The organism is Streptomyces sp. NBC_00086 (assembly GCF_026343255.1).
Taxonomy (GTDB): Bacteria; Actinomycetota; Actinomycetes; order Streptomycetales; family Streptomycetaceae; genus Streptomyces.
Genome location: NZ_JAPELZ010000001.1, coordinates 1069577 through 1088367, shown reverse-complemented (window position 1 = coordinate 1088367; position 18791 = coordinate 1069577). Strand labels below are relative to the sequence as shown.

18 protein-coding genes and 1 riboswitch are annotated in these 18791 nt (G+C 71.9%); of the genes, 15 read left to right on the top strand and 3 right to left on the bottom strand.

From position 1 onward, the window contains the following. The first annotated feature begins 20 nt into the window (after window positions 1–20). The 7 genes from hpnD (at window position 21) to OG276_RS04975 (ending at window position 8944) form a co-directional block, all read left to right on the top strand. Entirely contained in the window at window positions 21–962 is a 942-nt protein-coding gene (gene hpnD, locus OG276_RS05005) for a presqualene diphosphate synthase HpnD (RefSeq protein WP_266903122.1), read from the top strand. 88 nt (window positions 963–1050) lie between these two features. Beyond that, entirely contained in the window at window positions 1051–2424 is a 1374-nt protein-coding gene (hpnE, locus tag OG276_RS05000; protein WP_266903120.1) for a hydroxysqualene dehydroxylase HpnE, read from the top strand. A gap of 116 nt (window positions 2425–2540) precedes the next feature. Beyond that, a complete protein-coding gene (locus OG276_RS04995) occupies window positions 2541–3635 on the top strand; it encodes a polyprenyl synthetase family protein (RefSeq protein WP_266912525.1) in 1095 nt (364 codons plus the stop codon). A 125-nt stretch (window positions 3636–3760) separates the two neighbouring features. Next, entirely contained in the window at window positions 3761–5842 is a 2082-nt protein-coding gene (gene shc / locus OG276_RS04990) for a squalene--hopene cyclase (RefSeq protein ID WP_266903118.1), read from the top strand. After that, window positions 5842–6525 (top strand): 1-hydroxy-2-methyl-2-butenyl 4-diphosphate reductase, encoded by a 684-nt coding sequence (locus tag OG276_RS04985; protein WP_266903116.1) that lies wholly within the window; start codon window positions 5842–5844, stop codon window positions 6523–6525. Before shc ends, OG276_RS04985 begins: the two co-directional genes overlap by 1 nt. Before the next feature lie 5 nt (window positions 6526–6530). Continuing rightward, complete coding sequence (hpnH, locus tag OG276_RS04980) at window positions 6531–7565, top strand: adenosyl-hopene transferase HpnH (protein WP_266903114.1); 1035 nt, start codon at window positions 6531–6533, stop codon at window positions 7563–7565. Further along, window positions 7562–8944 carry an aspartate aminotransferase family protein gene (locus OG276_RS04975; RefSeq protein ID WP_266903112.1) on the top strand — a complete coding sequence of 461 codons (1383 nt, stop codon included), beginning with the start codon at window positions 7562–7564 and terminating at the stop codon, window positions 8942–8944. The genes hpnH and OG276_RS04975 overlap by 4 nt, the downstream gene beginning before the upstream one ends. A gap of 19 nt (window positions 8945–8963) precedes the next feature. Here OG276_RS04975 and OG276_RS04970 read toward each other — a convergent pair whose 3' ends face one another. Beyond that, on the bottom strand, window positions 8964–9785 hold the full coding sequence (locus tag OG276_RS04970; protein ID WP_266903110.1) for a tyrosine-protein phosphatase: 822 nt from the start codon (window positions 9783–9785) through the stop codon (window positions 8964–8966). 324 nt (window positions 9786–10109) lie between these two features. Then, window positions 10110–10304, top strand: a riboswitch (cyclic di-AMP (ydaO/yuaA leader). Window positions 10305–10308: 4 nt separating this feature from the next. On the opposite strand from OG276_RS04970, the gene OG276_RS04965 reads away from it, so the two are divergent. From OG276_RS04965 to OG276_RS04935, 7 genes are all read left to right on the top strand, one after another. Next, window positions 10309–11298, top strand: coding sequence for a LysM peptidoglycan-binding domain-containing M23 family metallopeptidase (locus tag OG276_RS04965; RefSeq protein WP_266903108.1), 990 nt, complete (start codon window positions 10309–10311; stop codon window positions 11296–11298). Between the two features lie 102 nt (window positions 11299–11400). Beyond that, window positions 11401–12555, top strand: coding sequence for a winged helix DNA-binding domain-containing protein (locus OG276_RS04960; RefSeq protein WP_266903106.1), 1155 nt, complete (start codon window positions 11401–11403; stop codon window positions 12553–12555). Between the two features lie 239 nt (window positions 12556–12794). Then, window positions 12795–13382 (top strand): histidine phosphatase family protein, encoded by a 588-nt coding sequence (locus OG276_RS04955; protein WP_266903104.1) that lies wholly within the window; start codon window positions 12795–12797, stop codon window positions 13380–13382. A gap of 185 nt (window positions 13383–13567) precedes the next feature. Then, on the top strand, window positions 13568–14014 hold the full coding sequence (locus OG276_RS04950; protein ID WP_266903103.1) for a MarR family winged helix-turn-helix transcriptional regulator: 447 nt from the start codon (window positions 13568–13570) through the stop codon (window positions 14012–14014). A 44-nt stretch (window positions 14015–14058) separates the two neighbouring features. Continuing rightward, a complete protein-coding gene (locus OG276_RS04945; RefSeq protein ID WP_266903102.1) occupies window positions 14059–14631 on the top strand; it encodes a hydrolase in 573 nt (190 codons plus the stop codon). A 65-nt stretch (window positions 14632–14696) separates the two neighbouring features. After that, the gene (locus OG276_RS04940) at window positions 14697–14969 is read left to right on the top strand and encodes a hypothetical protein (protein ID WP_266903101.1); all 273 of its coding nucleotides are present in this window, start codon (window positions 14697–14699) and stop codon (window positions 14967–14969) included. Between the two features lie 237 nt (window positions 14970–15206). Then, window positions 15207–15395, top strand: a complete 189-nt coding sequence (locus OG276_RS04935; protein WP_266903100.1) for a DUF6381 family protein — start codon at window positions 15207–15209, stop codon at window positions 15393–15395. Between the two features lie 212 nt (window positions 15396–15607). Here OG276_RS04935 and OG276_RS04930 read toward each other — a convergent pair whose 3' ends face one another. Next, the gene (locus OG276_RS04930; protein ID WP_266903099.1) at window positions 15608–16243 is read right to left on the bottom strand and encodes a VOC family protein; all 636 of its coding nucleotides are present in this window, start codon (window positions 16241–16243) and stop codon (window positions 15608–15610) included. Between the two features lie 140 nt (window positions 16244–16383). Beyond that, window positions 16384–17031, bottom strand: coding sequence for a TetR/AcrR family transcriptional regulator (locus OG276_RS04925; protein ID WP_266903098.1), 648 nt, complete (start codon window positions 17029–17031; stop codon window positions 16384–16386). 306 nt (window positions 17032–17337) lie between these two features. On the opposite strand from OG276_RS04925, the gene OG276_RS04920 reads away from it, so the two are divergent. Beyond that, on the top strand, window positions 17338–18762 hold the full coding sequence (locus tag OG276_RS04920; protein WP_266903096.1) for a lipase family protein: 1425 nt from the start codon (window positions 17338–17340) through the stop codon (window positions 18760–18762). Window positions 18763–18791: the final 29 nt, after the last annotated feature.

The following is an 18791-nucleotide window of genomic DNA, read 5'->3' as shown; positions in this document are numbered from 1 at the left end:
CACCGGGCGCGCCGACAGCGATGTCCGCACCGATTTCCGCTGCCTACAGCTACTGCGAGGCCGTGACCGGCTCGCAGGCGCGCAACTTCGCCTACGGCATCCGGCTGCTGCCCGCGGACAAGCGCCAGGCGATGTCCGCGCTGTACGCCTTCTCCCGGCGGGTCGACGACATCGGTGACGGCACGCTGCCGCACGAGGTCAAACTGACCCGGCTGGAAGAGACCCGCACCCTGCTCGGACGGATCCGCGCCGAGGAGATCGACGAGGACGACACCGACCCGGTCGCGGTCGCCCTCGCGCACGCCTCGCGCCGCTTCCCGATCCCGCTCGAAGGGCTCGACGAACTCATCGACGGCGTCCTCATGGACGTCCGCGGCGAGACGTACGAGACCTGGGACGATCTCAAGGTCTACTGCCGCTGCGTGGCCGGGGCCATCGGCCGGCTCTCGCTCGGCGTGTTCGGCACCGCAACCTCCAACGGATCTGCCGGGTCCGGCGCGCACGACGCGGCACGGGCCGGCGAGTACGCCGACACCCTCGGTCTCGCCCTGCAACTCACCAACATCCTGCGGGACGTTCGCGAGGACGCGGACAACGGCCGGACCTACCTGCCCGCCGAGGACCTCGCCAAGTTCGGCTGCTCCGACGGTTTCCGCAGCGAGCGGATGCCCCGCGGCTCCGACTTCGCCGGGCTCGTCCACCACGAAGTGCGGCGCGCCCGCGCCCTGTTCGTGGAGGGCTACCGGCTGCTGCCCCTGCTCGACCGGCGCAGCGGCGCCTGCGTCGCGGCCATGGCCGGCATCTACCGGCGACTCCTCGACCGCATCGAGCGCGAGCCGGAGGCGGTGCTCCGCGGCCGGGTCTCGCTGCCGCCGCACGAGAAGGCGTACGTGGCCGTCCGCGGCCTCTCCGGCCTGGACGCGCGGACCATCGCGCGCCAGAGCACCAGGAGGCGGCTCTGATGGCGTCGGGCCGGCGAGCCCCGCAGGGGCGGACGGGAGCAACCCCGCAGCGCCCGGCGGCGTCTGTGGGAGCGACAGAGGAGGACGCATGACCGCGCACGACGCCGTGGTCGTCGGCGGCGGGCTCGCCGGCGTCACCGCCGCGCTGGAACTCGCCGACGCGGGCCTGCGGGTGACCCTGCTGGAGGGCCGGCCCCGCCTCGGCGGCCTGGCGTTCTCCTTCAAGCGCGGCGAACTGACCGTCGACAACGGCCAGCACGTCTACCTGCGCTGCTGCACCGCCTACCGGTGGTTCCTCGACCGCGTCGAAGGCACGGACCTGGCGCCCCTGCAGGACCGGCTCGACGTGCCCGTGCTCGACGTCGCCCACCCCGGCGGCCCCCGGCTCGGCCGGCTGCGGCGCAGCGCCTTGCCCGTACCGCTGCACCTGGCCGGCTCGCTGGCCCGCTACCCGCACCTCTCGCTCGCCGAGCGGGCCTCCGTCGGGCGCGCCGCCCTCGCGCTGCGCCGCCTCGACCCCGCCGACCCGGCGCTCGACGGCGTCGACTTCGCGACCTGGCTCGGCCGGTACGGCCAGTCCCCGCGCACCATCGAGGCGCTGTGGGACCTCGTCGGCATCGCCACGCTCAACGCCACCGCCGCGCAGTCCTCGCTGGGGCTGGCCGCCATGGTCTTCAAGACCGGCCTGCTCTCCGAGAACGGCGCGGCCGACATCGGCTGGGCCCGCGTACCGCTCGGCGACCTGCACGACACCCTCGCCCGCAAGGCCCTGGACGCCGCCGGGGTGCGCACCGAACTGCGCACCCGGGTCACGGACATCTCCCGTACCGAGGAGGGCGGTTGGCGGGTGGCCACCGAGGGCGACTCGTTCGACGCGGGCACCGTCGTCCTCGCCGTCCCGCAGCGCGAGGCGCACGGACTGCTGCCCGCCGGAGCGCTCGCCGACCCCGACAAGCTGCTCGACATCGGCACCGCGCCGATCCTCAACGTGCACGTCGTGTACGACCGCAAGGTGCTCAAGCAGCCCTTCTTCGCGGCGCTCGGCTCGCCGGTCCAGTGGGTCTTCGACCGCACCGACTCCTCCGGACTCCCCGACGGCGGCCAGTACCTGGCGCTGTCCCAGTCCGTCGCGCACGAGGACATCGACGAGCCCGTCTCGGTCCTGCGCGCCAAGTACCTGCCCGAGCTGGAACGGCTGCTGCCCGCCGCGCGCGGAGCCAAGGTGCGCGACTTCTTCGTCACCCGGGAGCGCACGGCGACCTTCGCCCCCACCCCCGGCGTCGGCCGGCTGCGGCCCGGAACCCGGACCGACACGCCGGGGCTCTTCCTCGCCGGTGCGTGGACCGCGACGGGTTGGCCCGCGACCATGGAGAGCGCCGTCCGCAGCGGACTGAGCGCGGCCCACGCCGCGCTCGTCCCGCTGGGCCGCCACCGCGAACACCCCTTGCAGGAGGCGGTATGACCACCACCGGCACCGTCGGCGCCATCGCCACCACCGGTACCGCCACCACCGGTACCGGCACGACCGGCACCGCAGCACCACGCACCGCAGTACGTACAGGAACCAGAGGAGAGCCAGTGAACCCGGGGAATCCGGCCGTCGAGAACACGGACGCCAGTGCGGGCCCGGCCGGCGGGGAGAAGGCGGACACGCTCGCCCTCCTCGAACGAGGCCGTACGCTCTCGACGCCCGTGCTCCGCGCCGCCGTGGACCGGCTCGCCGCGCCCATGGACACCGTCGCCGCCTACCACTTCGGCTGGATCGACGCCCACGGCAACCCGGCGGACGGCGACGGCGGAAAGGCCGTCCGCCCCGCCCTCGCCCTGCTCTCGGCGGAGGCCGCCGGCGCCGCCGCCGAGGTCGGCATCCCCGGCGCCGTCGCGGTCGAACTCGTCCACAACTTCTCGCTGCTGCACGACGACCTGATGGACGGCGACGAGCAGCGCCGCCACCGCGACACGGTGTGGAAGGTCCACGGACCCGCCCTGGCCATCCTGGTCGGCGACGCGCTGTTCGCCCTGGCCAACGAGGTGCTCCTGGAGCTCGGCACGGTCGAGGCCGGCCGCGCGGCCCGCCGCCTGACCACCGCGAGCCGCAAGCTCATCGACGGCCAGGCCCAGGACATCTCCTACGAGCACCGCGAGAGCGTCACCGTCGAGGAGTGCCTGGAGATGGAGGGCAACAAGACCGGCGCCCTGCTCGCCTGCGCGGTCTCCATCGGCGCCGTGCTCGGCGGCGCGGACGACCGTACGGCCGACAAGCTGGAGGAGTACGGCTACCACCTCGGCCTCGCCTTCCAGGCCGTCGACGACCTCCTCGGCATCTGGGGCGACCCGGAGTCCACCGGCAAGCAGACCTGGAGCGACCTGCGTCAGCGCAAGAAGTCGCTGCCCGTCGTCGCCGCCCTCGCCGCCGGCGGACCGGCCAGTGAGGAACTCACCCAGCTGCTCGCCGCCGACGCCAAGAGCAACGACTTCGAGAACTTCTCCGAGGAGGAGTTCGCGGCCCGCGCAGCGCTCATCGAGGCCGCCGGCGGCCGCCGGTGGACCGCCGACGAGGCGCGCCGCCAGTACGAGATCGCCATCAAGGCCCTCGACGAGGTGGACATGGACCAGCGCGTGCGCGACCAGCTCGTGGCGCTCGCCGACTTCGTCGTCGTGCGCAAGAGGTGATCGCCACCCGTACGCGCATATGAATCGCCAGTCGCCGGCCGGTACTGCCTGCCAGTAGTACCGGTCGACGGCAACCCCCAGTACAGCGGATGACAGCAGAGGACACTGCACGCAAAGGGGAAGCCATGACTGCGACGACCGACGGCGGCGCCAATGCCTGCGGCGCCGACCCGAACGGCACCGGGACCACCGGGCCGCCGGGCCCGGTTCCCGGAGCGGGGCCGGACACCGGACCGGGCACCGGACCCGACCCCGGCCCCGCCGGGCTGCGCGGGGTCCGCGAGGCCACCGAACGGGCGGTCCGGGACCTGCTCGACCGGCAGGACGAGGCCGGCTGGTGGAAGGGCGACCTGGAGACCAACGTCACCATGGACGCCGAGGACCTGCTGCTGCGCCAGTTCCTCGGCATCAGGGACGAGGCCACCACGCGGGCCGCCGCCCTGTTCATCCGCGGAGAGCAGCAAAGCGACGGCACCTGGGCCACCTTCCACGGCGGCCCCTGCGACCTCTCCGCCACCATCGAGGCCTACGTGGCCCTGCGCCTCGCCGGAGACGACCCGGGCGCCCCGCACATGGCCCGCGCCTCGGCCTGGATCCGGGCCCACGGGGGCATCGCGGGAGCCCGCGTGTTCACCCGCATCTGGCTGGCGCTGTTCGGCTGGTGGAGCTGGGACCACCTGCCCGAACTCCCGCCCGAACTGCTGTTCCTGCCGCCCTGGGTGCCCCTGAACATCTACGACTTCGGCTGCTGGGCCCGGCAGACGATCGTCCCGCTGACCGTGGTCTCCGCGCTGCGCCCGGTCCGCCCGGCCCCCTTCGCCCTGGACGAGCTGCACACCGACGCGCGGACCCCCTACCCCGTCAAGAAGCTCGCACCGCTTGCCAGTTGGGACGGCGCCTTCCAGCGGATGGACAGGGCCCTGCACGTTTACCGCCGGTTCGCCCCGCGCCGGCTGCGCGCCGCCGCCATGGCGAGCGCGGGCCGCTGGATCGTGGAGCGGCAGGAGAACGACGGCTGCTGGGGCGGCATCCAGCCGCCCGCCGTGTACTCCGTCATCGCCCTGCACCTGCTCGGCTACGACCTCGGACACCCGGTGATGCGGGCCGGACTGGAGTCCCTCGACCGGTTCACGGTGTGGCGCGCGGACGGCGCCCGCATGATCGAGGCCTGCCAGTCCCCGGTCTGGGACACCTGCCTGGCGGCCATCGCGCTGGCCGACGCGGGACTGCGTCCCGACCACCCCGCCCTGGTCAAGGCCGCCGACTGGATGCTCGGCGAGGAGATCGTGCGCACCGGGGACTGGGCCGTGCGCCGACCCGGACTGGCCCCGGGCGGCTGGGCGTTCGAGTTCCACAACGACAACTACCCCGACATCGACGACACCGCCGAGGTCGTCCTCGCCCTGCGTCGCGTCAAGCATCCCGACCCGGCACGCGTGGAGGGCGCCATCGCCCGGGGAGTGTCCTGGAACCTCGGCATGCAGTCGAAGAACGGCGCCTGGGGTGCCTTCGACGCCGACAACACCAGCCCCTACCCCAACAAGCTGCCCTTCTGCGATTTCGGCGAGGTCATCGACCCGCCCTCGGCCGACGTCACCGCCCACGTGGTGGAGATGCTCGCCGTCGAGGGCCGGGCGGGCGACGCCCGCACCCGGCGCGGCATCGCCTGGCTCCTCGCCGAACAGGACCCCAACGGCGGCTGGTTCGGCCGCTGGGGCACCAACTACGTCTACGGCACCGGCTCGGTGGTCCCGGCCCTGACCGCGGCCGGCTTCGCCCCCTCGCACCCCGCGATCCGGCGGGCCGTGCACTGGCTGGAGTCCGTACAGAACGAGGACGGAGGGTGGGGAGAGGACCAGCGCTCCTACCAGGACCCGTCCTGGGCGGGGAAGGGCGCCTCGACCGCCTCGCAGACGGCATGGGCGCTGATGGCCCTGCTGTCGGCCGGGGAGCGCGACGCGCCGTCCGTGGAGCGGGGGATCGGCTACCTCGTCTCCACCCAGCGCGCCGACGGCACCTGGGACGAGCCGTACTTCACCGGCACCGGCTTCCCCTGGGACTTCTCCATCAACTACCACCTGTACCGCCAGGTCTTCCCGCTCACCGCGCTCGGCCGCTACCTGTACGGAGAACCGTTCGGCCCCGGCGGGCGGTACGCGGATCCGACCGGCCTCCCGCACGCCGCCCCGTCCCCCGGGGAGCTGTGATGACCGGCGGCCCCGCCACGGCCGCCCCGCCGCCGCTGCTGATCGCCTGCGCCCTGCGCATCGAGCGGACCGCCCTGCGCAGCACCTCGTACCGCGGCAGCCGCGAGCGGGGAGCGCCCGAGCGGTACGAGGTCCTGCGCACCGGCATGGGCCCGCGCGCGGCGGAGCGCGCCGTCGGCAGCAAGCTCGCCGAGCCGGAGCTGCGCGGCGCCGCCGTGCTCGCCACCGGATTCTGCGCCGGGCTGCTGCCCGGCATGAGCCCCGGCGACCTCATCGTCGCCGAGGAGACCCGGGACCCGCGCGGCACGGTCGCCTGCGCCGGTACCGCCCTGCTCGCCGAGGCGCTGGCCCGGGCCGTACCCGGCCGGACCGTACACCTCGGTGCACTGACCGGATCCGACCACGTCGTCCGGGGCCAGGAGCGCGCCCAGCTGCGCGCCGGCGGCGCCATCGGGGTCGACATGGAATCGGCCGCCACCCTCTGGACCGCGACCCGGGGCGGGAGCGCCCAGGGCGGCGCGGACCGTCCGGTTGCGGCCGTCCGGGTGATCGTGGACGCTCCGGAGCATGAGCTCGTCCGCATCGGCACTGTTCGCGGGGGAATATCGGCCTTTCGCGTACTGCGTGCCGTACTGCCCGCGTTTTATGAATGGCACCGTTCTTTGCTGCTCCCCCGGAGGTGAGCCAGATGGCCATGCCACTGCGACAGACGATCAGGGTCGGGACGTACCTGCTCGAACAGAAGCTCCGCAAGCGCGAGAAGTTCCCGCTGATCGTCGAGCTGGAACCGCTCTACGCCTGCAACCTGGCCTGCGAGGGGTGCGGGAAGATCCAGCACCCGGCCGGGGTGCTCAAGCAGCGCATGCCCGTCGCCCAGGCGGTGGGCGCCGTGCTGGAATCGGGCGCGCCGATGGTGTCCATCGCGGGCGGCGAGCCCTTGATGCACCCGCAGATCGACGAGATCGTGCGCCAGTTGGTGGCGAAGCGGAAGTACGTCTTCCTCTGCACCAACGCGATGCTGCTCCGCAAGAAGATCGAGAAGTTCACGCCCTCCCCGTACTTCGCCTTCGCCGTGCACATCGACGGTCTGCGCGAGCGTCACGACGAGTCGGTGGCGAAGGAGGGCGTCTTCGACGAGGCGGTCGAGGCCATCAAGGAGGCGAAGAAGCGCGGATTCCGGGTGACGACCAACTCCACCTTCTTCAACACGGACACCCCGCAGACCATCATCGAGGTCCTGAACTACCTCAATGACGATCTCCAGGTGGACGAGATGATGATCTCGCCGGCCTACGCCTACGAGAAGGCCCCCGACCAGGAGCACTTCCTCGGCGTCGAACAGACCCGCGAACTCTTCAAGAAGGCCTTCGCGGGCGGCAACCGGCGGCGCTGGCGGCTCAACCACTCGCCGCTCTTCCTGGACTTCCTGGAAGGCAAAGCCGATTTCCCCTGCACGGCCTGGGCCATTCCGAACTATTCGCTCTTCGGCTGGCAGCGTCCCTGCTATCTGATGAGCGACGGGTACGTGCCCTCGTACCGGGAACTGATCGAGGAAACCGACTGGAGCAAGTACGGCCGCGGGAAGGACCCGCGCTGCGCGAACTGCATGGCGCACTGCGGGTACGAGCCCACGGCCGTCCTGGCCACCATGGGTTCGCTGAAGGAGTCGCTGCGGGCGGTCCGCGAGACCGTGGGGGGCGGGAGCCGGGACAAGTCGGCATGACCGGCTTCGACCTCGGCGAGCTGCTGGCCGAGCGGGGTGGCGAGCGGTACGAACTGCACGCCCGCCACCTCAACCACCAGCTGCCCCGGATGCTGCACACCATCGGCTTCGACAAGGTCTACGTGCGGGCCGAGGGAGCCCACTTCTGGGATGCCGAGGGCAACGACTACCTCGACATGCTGGCCGGCTTCGGAGTGATGGGCCTGGGCCGCCACCACCCGGTGGTCAGGCAGGCCCTGCACGACGTGCTGGACGCCCAGCTCGCCGACCTGACCCGCTTCGACTGCCAGCCGCTGCCCGGGCTGCTGGCCGAGAAGCTGCTCTCCCACAGTCCGCACCTGGACCGGGTCTTCTTCGGCAACAGCGGCACCGAGGCGGTGGAGACCGCCCTGAAGTTCGCCCGGTACGCCACCGGGCGGCCCAGGGTCCTCTACTGCGACCACGCCTTCCACGGGCTCACCACGGGCGCGCTCTCGGTCAACGGCGAGGCCGGCTTCCGCGACGGCTTCGCCCCGCTGCTGCCGGACACCAAGGTCGCCCTCGGAGACCTGGCCGCGCTGGAGCGGGAGCTGAAGAAGGGGGACGTGGCGGCCCTCGTCGTGGAGCCGATCCAGGGCAAGGGGGTGCTCGCCGCCCCGCCCGGGTACCTGCTCGCCGCACAGGAGCTGCTGCACCGGCGGGGGGCGCTGCTGATCGCGGACGAGGTGCAGACCGGCCTCGGACGGACCGGCGACTTCTACGCCTACCAGCACGAGGCCGGAGTCGAACCGGACCTGGTGTGCGTGGCCAAGGCGCTCTCCGGCGGCTACGTGCCCGTCGGCGCGACCCTGGGCAAGGACTGGATCTTCAAGAAGGTCTACTCCTCCATGGACCGGGTGCTCGTCCACTCCGCCAGCTTCGGCTCCAACGCCCAGGCGATGGCGGCCGGACTCGCCGTCCTGTCCGTCATGGAGGACGAGGAGGTGGTGGCCCACGCCCGCGCGATGGGCGACCTGCTGCGCGGGCGGCTGGCCGCGCTCGTGGACGAGTACGAACTGCTCCACGAGGTACGGGGCCGCGGGCTGATGATCGGCATCGAGTTCGGCCGGCCGTCCTCGCTGGGCCTGCGGAGCCGCTGGAGCATGCTGCAGGCGGCGCGCAAGGGGCTGTTCGCGCAGATGGTGGTGGTGCCGCTGCTGCAGAAGCACCGGATCCTCACCCAGGTCTCCGGCGACCACCTGGAAGTGATCAAGCTGATCCCGCCGCTGATCGTGGACGAGGCGGACGTCGACCGCTTCGTCGGCGCCTTCCGCGCGGTCATGGACGAGGCCCACGGCGGCGGCGCGCTGATGTGGGACTTCGGCCGGACACTGGTGAGGCAGGCCGTCGCCAACCGCTGACGGCCCACCTCGTGGGGCGTCAGTCCAGCAGCCGGTCGTGGAGCCTGCCGAGGGTCTCGGGCGCGAGCCCGAGGCCCTCGGCGAGGTAGCGCTCCACACCGCCCCACTCCTCGTCGATGGTGTCGAAGGCCGCGGTCAGATACGCGGCGCGGGCATCGAAGAGCGGGGCGAGCAGCTCCATCACCTCGGGGGCGCGGGCCTCGGGCGAGCCGTTGCCCCGGCGGACCCGGTAGCGGTTGTGCGGGGCGTTCGACTCCAGGTAGTCCGCGAGGATCGCCTCCCGCCCGACACCCAGCGCGAGCAGGGTGACGGCGATCGACAGCCCGGCCCGGTCCTTCCCGGCGGCGCAGTGCATGAGCGCGGGGACGCTGTCCTCGGCGAGCGCGTGCACCACCCGGCTGTGCTCGGCGGTCCGGGTCCGGATCATCGTCCGGTACGAACGGGACATCCGCGCGGCGGCCTTGCCCTCGCCCAGGATCTCGCGGAGCTGCGCCAGGTCCCCTTCGCGGACCATCTTCCAGAACTCCCGGCCGTCGGCCGGATCCGACAGCGGAATGCCGACGTTGCGCACGCCGGGCAGCTCCACGTCCGGACCCTCCAGGGCGTGGTCGGCGCCGTTGCGGAAGTCGAAGACGGTGTGCAGTCCGAGCGATCCGAGGAACTCCGCGTCGCTTTCGGTGGCATGCGCCAGATGTCCGCTTCGAAACAGTCGTCCTGACTTGACCGTCCGGCCGTCCGCGGCCGGCAATCCGCCCACGTCACGGAAGTTGCGGACTCCCGTCAGTGCCGGTTCCGGCGCCACCGGATCGGTGTGGGGGCTCTGGGGTATCTGCTGGGTCACAGGGGCTCCTCCGTGTCTCCGTGTGGTCGTCGTCGCGCGTGTCCGAATTACGTTGGTTGCTGACAACTTGCCATAGCGAGGGGCGAGATCGGACACGTCCCCGTGAGCCAGATCATACGGTGACCGTGAGTGCCTGATCGCGAAGGGCGAATTCCCCTGTCCGGACGGTTGTTGGGGGAGGGGAATGGACGCAGGGTGACCGTAATTCCGTCGGTCCATCATCACTTGGAATCCATGGGGGAATTCGGGACTTGTTCCGTGCCGCCGGGCTGGATTACCTTCGCGATCGATCCGGATGGACCGCCTAATCCTGCCGCCGTCCGGAAACCGCACCCGACTATTCACGCGCGCGGCAGGAGCGGGGGAACCAGGTAAGCCGCTGTTCCGGAGCTCCTTCGGGATCTTTACAACGGGACAGCTCGGGGTGAAGCCGTCCATGTGCTGTTCAACGGCGCACGTACGGCCGGACATCTCCAGTCCGAACCCGACAGCTCACCTCGCAGGCGTCGGAGAGGAATTCGCCATGTCCGGAACGGGTAAGCACCGCCGTCCCAAGTCCCGCTCGATATCCCGCGGGTTCGCCGTCGCGGGCACCGGTGGCGCGGCCCTCGCGCTTCCGCTGCTCGGCGCCACCGGCGCCCACGCCGCGGGCGTCCCGGCCGCCGCGCCCGCCGCAGCTCCGGTCCAGGCCCCGCAGGCCGTGTCGGCCTTCCAGGCCGCGCCCGCCGCCGCGCAGGCCGCCCCCACCGTCTACACCGTGGTGCCGGGCGACTACCTCTCCAAGATCGCCGAGAGCCGTCAGCTCACCGGTGGCTGGGAGCAGCTCTACGCGGACAACCGCGAGGCCGTCGGCGCCGACCCGTCGCTGATCCACCCGGGCCTCAAGCTCACGCTCGGCGCGAAGGGCTCGGCTCCGGCCGCGGCGGCCGAGTCCGCGCCGGCCGAAACGCCGAAGCCGGCCAAGAAGTCTCTTTCCTCCGATTCTTCGGCTTCCTCCGGTTCTTCCGCTTCCGGTGATTCGTCGGATTCCTCCGACGAGGCCGCCGCGCCCGTCGCCAAGGCCCCCGCCCGCAAGGCGCCCGCCAAGCAGCAGGGCGGCTCCGCGTCGACCGGCTTCGTCGCCCCGGTCGGCGGCGGCACCTCCACCGCGTACAAGACCGCCGGCTCCATGTGGTCCAGCGGCTACCACACCGGGGTCGACTTCGCCGCGAGCAGCGGCACCACCGTCAAGGCGGTCGGCGCCGGCACCGTGGTCTCCGCCGGGTGGAGCGGCTCGTACGGCAACGAGGTCGTCATCCGGCACGCCGACGGCAAGTACAGCCAGTACGCGCACCTCTCCCAGCTGTCCGTCTCCTCCGGCCAGAGCGTGACCGGCGGGCAGACCATCGGCCTCTCCGGTTCCACGGGCAACTCGACCGGCCCGCACCTGCACTTCGAGATCCGCACCGGGCCCTCGTACGGCTCGGACATCGACCCGCTGGCCTACCTCCGGTCCAAGGGCGTCAGCATCTGAACCCGGGTCTGAACCCGGGGCCGCATCCGGATCTGCATCCGAGGCGCTGTCGGAGGTGCCGGTTAGGCTGCCCGTTTCGACAGGGGACGGGACGGTCGCGGCATGAAGGTCAGCGCAAGGGAGCTCAACCGCTCCACGCTCGCACGGCAGTTGCTGCTGCGGCGCGAGGTGATGGACGTCGGTGACGCGGTCCGCCGGGTGGTCGCCCTGCAGGCGCAGCACGCGGCCTCGCCGTACCTCGCGCTGTGGAACCGGCTCTCCGGCTTCGACCCGGCCGACCTCGACGCCGCCTTCACGGGGCGCGAGGTGGTCAAGTCGACCTTGATGCGGCTGACCCTGCACGCCGTGCACGCGCAGGACTATCCGCCCTTCCGGGAGGCCGTGCAGCCCTCCGTACGGGCCGCCCGGCTCGGGACCCGCTTCACGGACTCCGGGCTGACGGCCGAGGACGCCGACGTCCTCGTACCGGAGCTGCTGGACTTCGCCGACCGGCCCCGTACGACGGCGGAGTGCGAGGCCTGGCTCGGACACCGGCTGGGAGCGGCGCCGCAGCCCGGAGCGTGGTGGGGGCTGCGGCAGTATGCGCCGCTGCTGCACGCACCCACCGCCGCGCCGTGGTCGTTCGGCGAGCGCCCGTCGTACGTCGCGCCCCCGCGCCGGCCGCGCACGGTGCCGGCGGACCCGGAGGCGGCGGAGGAGTCCCTGCGGACGCTGGTCCTGCGCTACCTGGAGGGGTTCGGGCCGGCATCGGCGGCGGACGTGGCGCAGTTCTCCCTGGTCCAGCGGGCCAGGGTGCGCCAGGCGCTGCGGGCACTGGAGCTCTCGGGGAGGCTCGACCGGCTGACGGGGCCGGACGGCGAGGAGCTGTTCGACGTCCAGGGCGCACCGCGTCCGGCGCAGGACACGCCGGCGCCGCCCCGGCTGATGGCCATGTGGGACAGCGTGCTGCTCGCGTACTCCGACCGGAGCCGCATCGTCCCGCCGCAGTACCGAAAGCTCGTCGCACGGATGAACGGCGACACCCTGGCGACCCTGCTGGTCGACGGCCGGGTCGCCGGGGTGTGGCGCCCGGCCGGCGCGGCCGGCGGGATCGAGGCGACCGCCTTCCACCCCCTGCCGGAGGAGGTCTGGGAGGCCCTCGCGGGCGAGGCCCGGGCCCTGACGGCCTTCCTGGCCGACCGCGAACCGGAGGTCTACCGGCGCTACGGCCACTGGTGGAGCAAACTGCCGAGCGCCGAGACCCGGTTGCTCGCCTAAGACGTGGGGCCGGGACCGGAGGGGGGTCCCGGTTCCCCGACCCTGCTGGGTGGCGCGGATCCCCGACGGGGGAGACCTGGACACCGGCATGACCCGCTACGGGCGGGCGTACTACGCCGCCGCTGCCAGAGAGGTCATCTCATGTGGCGGGCCCGGCGCAGACGATGAGGGACCGTCGACGGTGGCGAAGGCGAAGAAACCGTTTCGGCGTGCCACAAGATCAGATAGCGTGCGCGGCCATGGGGGAGCTGATAGTGATCAGGCACGGCCAGACCGAGTGGAGCCTGTCGGGCCGGCACGCTGGACGGACCGACGTTGCTCTGACGGAAGCGGGCGAGGCTGCGGCCAGTGCTCTTGCTCCGAGGCTGACCCACCGCCGTCTGGTTGCCGTGTTGAGTAGCCCGCTGAGCCGCGCCGTGCGGACGGCCGAGCTCGCCGGCCTGACCGGCGCCGAGCCCGATCCCGACCTGTTGGAGTGGGACTACGGCGGCTATGAAGGCCTGACCGCCGAGCAGATCCGCGGGGCGAGGCCGGGCTGGGACCTGTGGCGCGACGGCGTCATTCCCGGTGACGCCGACCACCCCGGCGAGGAGCTCGCGCAGGTGGCCGCACGCACGGACGCGGTGCTGGACCGCATCCGTCCGCTGCTGAGCGAGGGCGATGTCGCCGTGGTTGCGCACGGCCACCTGGCGCGTGTGCTCACCGTGCGATGGCTCGGCCTCGACGCCTCCGCGAGCCGACTGCTCGGCCACCCGCATCCGGGCACTCTCAGCTTCCTGGCCACCGAGGACGGGCAACCCGTCATCTCCGCTTGGAACGTCCCGTAGGGCAAAGGCCGCCGCGTCGCACGTGTGTTCGTACGTCGCCTCCCGGAGCGGGCCGGGGTCGGTTCCGGGGCCGCCGATGTCGGCGGAGTCCGTACAGGCGGACGGCGTAGCGCACCTCGGGGTCCCCGACCGAAAATACTAAGGCAGACTTCGCAGTAAGCCTGTATGTCCGGTATGGTCGTGTCATGGCAGCGGAGCAGCAGCTGGACCCACAGCTACGGGAAACGGCCGAAGAGCTCCAGCTGGCGGTCAGCCTCCTGGTGCGTCACATGCGGATGGCCTCCGCGGGCAGCGGGGTGACCCTGTCGCAGATCTCCGTCCTCAAGCGGCTCGACCGCGACGGCCCCGGCACCGTGACCGATTTGGCGAAGGCGGAGAAGATCCGCCCCCAGTCGCTGAACGCCACGGTCGGCGGCCTGCAGGCCGACGGCTACGTGGAACGCACTCCGCACCCGACCGACGGCCGCCAGCGGGTGATCACGCTCACCGACCGGGGCCGCCGCTTCCTGCGCGAGCGCAAGGAGGCCGGCCACGGTCGCCTCGCCGGGCTCATGGCCCGGCGCCTCAGTGCGGCCGAACTCGCCACGGTGACCGCCGCCGTCCCGCTGCTCCGGCGCCTGGCCGAGAACTGAGTCCGAAGTCCGGGGGCATCCACCCGGAGGAAGAAGACACGCCCATGACCGACCTGAACCTCGACGCGCAGACCGCCCTGGTCCTGATCGACCTCCAGAAGGGCATCCTGGGCCTGCCCACCACCAGGCCCGCCGACGAGATCCTCAAGAAGGGCATCCGGCTCGCGGAAGCCTTCCGTGCCAAGAACCTGCCCGTGGTCCTGGTCAGGGTCGCCTGGTCCCCCGACGGCGGCGACCTGCCCACCACGAACGTGGACCGCCCCGGACCGGCCGTCGCCCCGCCTGCCGCGTTCTCCGAGATCCCGGCCGAGCTGACCGCCGACGGAGACATCGTCATCACCAAGCGTCACTGGGGCGCCTTCACCGGCACCGAGCTCGACCTCCAGCTCCGCCGCCGCGGCATCCACCGGATCGTCCTGGCCGGCATCTCCACGAGCGTCGGCGTCGAATCCACCGCGCGCACCGCCTGGGAGCACAGCTACGAGCTCGTCTTCGCCGAGGACGCCACCGCCGACACGGACGCCGACTCCCACGCCCACACCTTCACCAAGATCTTCCCCCGCATCGGCAAGGTCAGCACCACCGAAGGGGTCATCGAGGCCCTCGGCGCGAAGTGAGCACGCAGGTGGGGCCGTGCGGGTTATCGGCCGTCACGAGCCAGGCCGTGACTCGTTGCCCCGGCATGACTGACTTCATGGTGCCGATTCCGGCTGACTGGCTTGCCCGGGTGTTCCTCTCGCTGCGGCGCGGCACGTCGGACGACGCACACACCCTGGCGGTGGAACTCCAGCCGTTCACGGAGAAGCCGGGTCAGAGGGTCCCGGTGCCCAGGACGACGATCCTGCGCACCGAGCTCGCTCTGCGCGGCGAGCTGCGGCAGGTGAACGAAGGCGAGCGGCGTCAAAGGCTCTCCGAGGAAGCCGAGTACCTGATCAACGCCCGCCTGGGGCGGTAGGAGCCACGGGCACGACACGGTCGGAGGCGGCTCTCCTCGCGGAGGACCCGAACGGTCCGTAGCCGCAGTCGGCCGATCCGGCCCGGCTGCCGAGAGGGGTGGAGTGCGTCGGGCGGTGACCTCCTGCACCCGGTCTGTGCTGCGGTGATGGCGGTGGGTAACCGTTCGGGATGCGGGGCGATGGAGGTACTGATTCGCTGGTGGCATCCGCTCTCCCCCCAGATCCCAGGAGTGATCATGAGCGTTGCAGGCGAGTCCGGTAGTCGTGCCCAGCAGATGCGCGACCAGGCGCAGAAGTTCGAGAAGGCGGCAGAGCGGGCCAAGGACCCGGCGGAGCGCCAGCGGCTGAAGGACAGGGCCCAACGGATCCTGGACCAGAGCAAGAAGGAGGGCGACCGGGGCAGCGGGGGCATCGACCCCATGTGACCGCTCCACACGCGAACCGGCCGGCGGCTGCCCACGCGATCTTCTGTGCGCGAGGGAGCACCGGCCGGCTTTTGGCCTCCAAGTGTTCGCCGTGCGACCGGTGGTGACGAGGGGGATCGGCCCACCGCCGTGCACGGACCGGGTCGGCCGGTATCAGCGCCGCCGGCCAGGAGACCCCGGCCGGCGGCTCACGCGGGGCAGTCGGGCCCCGGTCAGATCGTGACCGGGCCGTGGGCGGTGGCGAACTCGACCGAGACCAGACCCGGTTCCTCATCCTCGACCCAGGTGACGTCGATCTGGTCGAGGGGGTGGTCGGCCGGTTCGCCGAGGAATTCGGCGATGGAGGCGGCGTCGCCGGCGAGGGAGACCCCGTGGATGGTGGTGGAGGTGCGCGGATCGGCGCTCGGGCGCTCCTCGATGGGGACCGACCACTGGAGGAAGTAGGGCAGTTGCGGGTCCTCCATCAGTTCCAGCAGGCCGATCTGCTTCCACCTCAGGTCGAACCCGTCGGGGCGGACCCGGTGACCCTCGGCCGAGGTGCGGCCGAGGCGGGCCTCGACCGGGGTGATGTCGTCGACGGAGACCACCCAGCCGAGCCAGCCGCCGCCCTCGGCGGCGCGGCGCGCGACCGCCTGGCCGAAGGGTGCGCGGTCGGCGGCGGGGTGGTCGAGTGTGGTGACGACCTCGACGTAGGTGCCGCCGCTCAGCGGGAGGATGAAATTGCGGGTGCCGAATCGTGGGTGCACGCCCCCGTCGACGAACCCGGCGCCGAGGGCCGATCCGATCCACTGGATGGTTGAGACGAAGCTGTCGCGGGCCACCGCATAGGACACATGATCAAGTCGCACTACGCCATCATCACCCGACAACCCGCACAAATCCCCGCGCCACGCCCACCGCCCCGGCCGCGTCCGCCGTTCCCGGGCGCCGCGTCGTTCCGGCGGGCACCTCTGTCCGGCGGCAGGCGACATCTCTGCCTGGCCGGGGGTCAGTAGGGCAAGCCCTCCGAAGCTGCGCGCAAGGCTGCGAGGAGGCACGTGGCGATTTCGCCGTCCGGCGTCTCGGGATCATCGGCGAACCGGCGGGCGAAGTCTTCCGCCGCCGCGCGGAGCGCGCCGTTGAGGGTTGCCGCGTGCACTTTGATCCTCAGGTCGTCGGCGTTGCCACCGGATCGTCGAGCGAGGAGTTCCCCGAGGACGGGCAGGGCGTCGTCGTGGGCCTGGAGCCAGACGGCGCGCAGAGCGGGGTCGGTGGAGGTCATTCGGATCAGTTCGAGGAGGACGGGGGCCGTCGGGGGCAGCTCGCCGTTCCGGCAGGAATCCGTGAAGAAGTCCAGCAGTCCCGTCTCCGGAGGCCAGTTGCCCAGTTGCTCGACGGCGAACTCGAGGCCTGCCGAGAACAGAGGCAGTACGCAGCTCTCCTTGGTGGGGAAATGACGCCACAGGGTGCGGCCGGAGATGCCCACGGCCTGGGCGATCTGCTCGCCCGTCGTCGCGGTGACGCCCTGTGAGGCGAAAAGCCTGACGGCCGCGCCGGCGATCTCCAAGCGGAGAGCCGTCTTGCGTCGTTGAGCGAGCGATGGTCTGCCGTCCGCCTGCGTCGTCTGTCCGCGTTCCGCGGATGGCGCTTCGTGCACCCTCGCCCTCGCCCCCGCCCTCTGTCCCTGTCACGGCAGCATAGCGAGCCACACAGAATTGACACACACAGACGTCTTGTCACTCACTGACATCGAGACCTACGTTGACGCAAGTGACCGGCGAGTAACAGGGCTGATTCGCACGGCGTTTGGCGTGCGCTGACCGAACCGAGCCACGTCCTCGGCGGCGCCCTGATCCCCCGCACGGCCGGTGCCGCAACCCGTCCATGGCCATCGCCGCCATGCCCGACGGGAGAGGGGCGCCATCACCACCCACCGCATCGACACGACGAGGAGCACCGCTTCATGAGCCGCAAGAAGACCCGTTCCCGTTTCACCCCCACCACCCCACTGGACCGCTCCACCACCGGCCCGGACGCGGCGACGGGCCGCCGCGGCACATCGGCCGGCCTGCGCCTCCTGGCCGGGGTCGTCGCCGCCGGGACCGTCTGTGCGGGCCTGTCGGCGGTACCGGCCGCTGCGGCCGCAGGGGAACCCGTCGTCTCCCGCGGGGTCCCCATCCCCGCGTTCTACAACCCGCCGACCGAACTCCCCACTGTCAACGGTGCGTTGATCCGCACCGAGGCCCTTCCCCTCGGGCTGAGCATCCCGGGCCTGGACGGCCGCCCGATGCCGGGTACCGCGACCCGGCTGATGTACAAGTCCACCGACTCGGCCGGGCTGCCCGTCGCCGTGACCGGTGCCTACATCGAGCCCTCGGCCGCCTGGAAGGGCACCGGACCGCGCCCTCTGGTCGCGCTGGCCTCGGGCACCATGGGCCAGGGCGACCAGTGCGCGCCGTCCTTCGCCCTGGAGCACCCGCTCTCCCTCACCGGCGACACGGTGTCCGTGGGCTACGAGGCCTTGGCGATCTACCGGCTCCTGGCCACCGGGACGGCAGTGGTCGTCACCGACTACGTCGGCCTGGGCGCCACCGACCGCCTGCACACCTACGTCAACCGGCTCGACCAGGGCCACGCCCTGCTGGACGCGGCCCGCGCGGCCCGCGCCGTGCCCGGGGCGTCGATCACGGCGGCTTCTCGCACCGGTCTGTACGGCTACAGCCAGGGCGGCGGGGCCAGCGCGGCCGCCGCCGAACTCCAGCCCTCCTACGCGCCCGACGTCCCGCTCTCCGGCACCTACGCCGGCGCGCCCCCGGCGGACCTCACCTCCGTCATGAAGGGCATCGACGGCAGTGCGCTCGCCGGCGCTCTGGCCTGGTCGATCAGTGGCTTCGCCCAGGCCGACCCCGACCTTCGCGCGGTCGTCGAGGCCAACATCAACGCGACCGGAAGGGCCGCCCTGGCGGACGCGTCGACCATGTGTGTCGGTGACGCGCTCTTCGGCTACGGCTTCACCAAGAGCAGCAAGTGGACCAACAGCGGCCGGTCCATCGGGGACGTCATCGCGGCCGACCCCGGGGCGAAGGCCGCCCTCGACAAGCAGCGGATCGGCACGCTCAAGCCGGCCGGGCCGGTGCGTCTGGCCACCGGCGTCCAGGACGACATCGTTCCCCACACGCAGGCCCGGCAACTCGCCGTCGACTGGTGCCGCAAGGGCGGCGACATCACCTACGAAGCCGTCGTCCTGCCGAACCTCGGCGACAAGATCCTCACCAACCACCTCGTGCCCCTCATCACCGACCAGGGTGATGCCGTCACCTGGCTGACCGACCGCCTCGCCGGCAAGCCGGCCAACTCCAACTGCTGGACGATGCCCATCCAGCTCTGACCCCCGAGCGCGCCCGTAGGGCCGGGCCG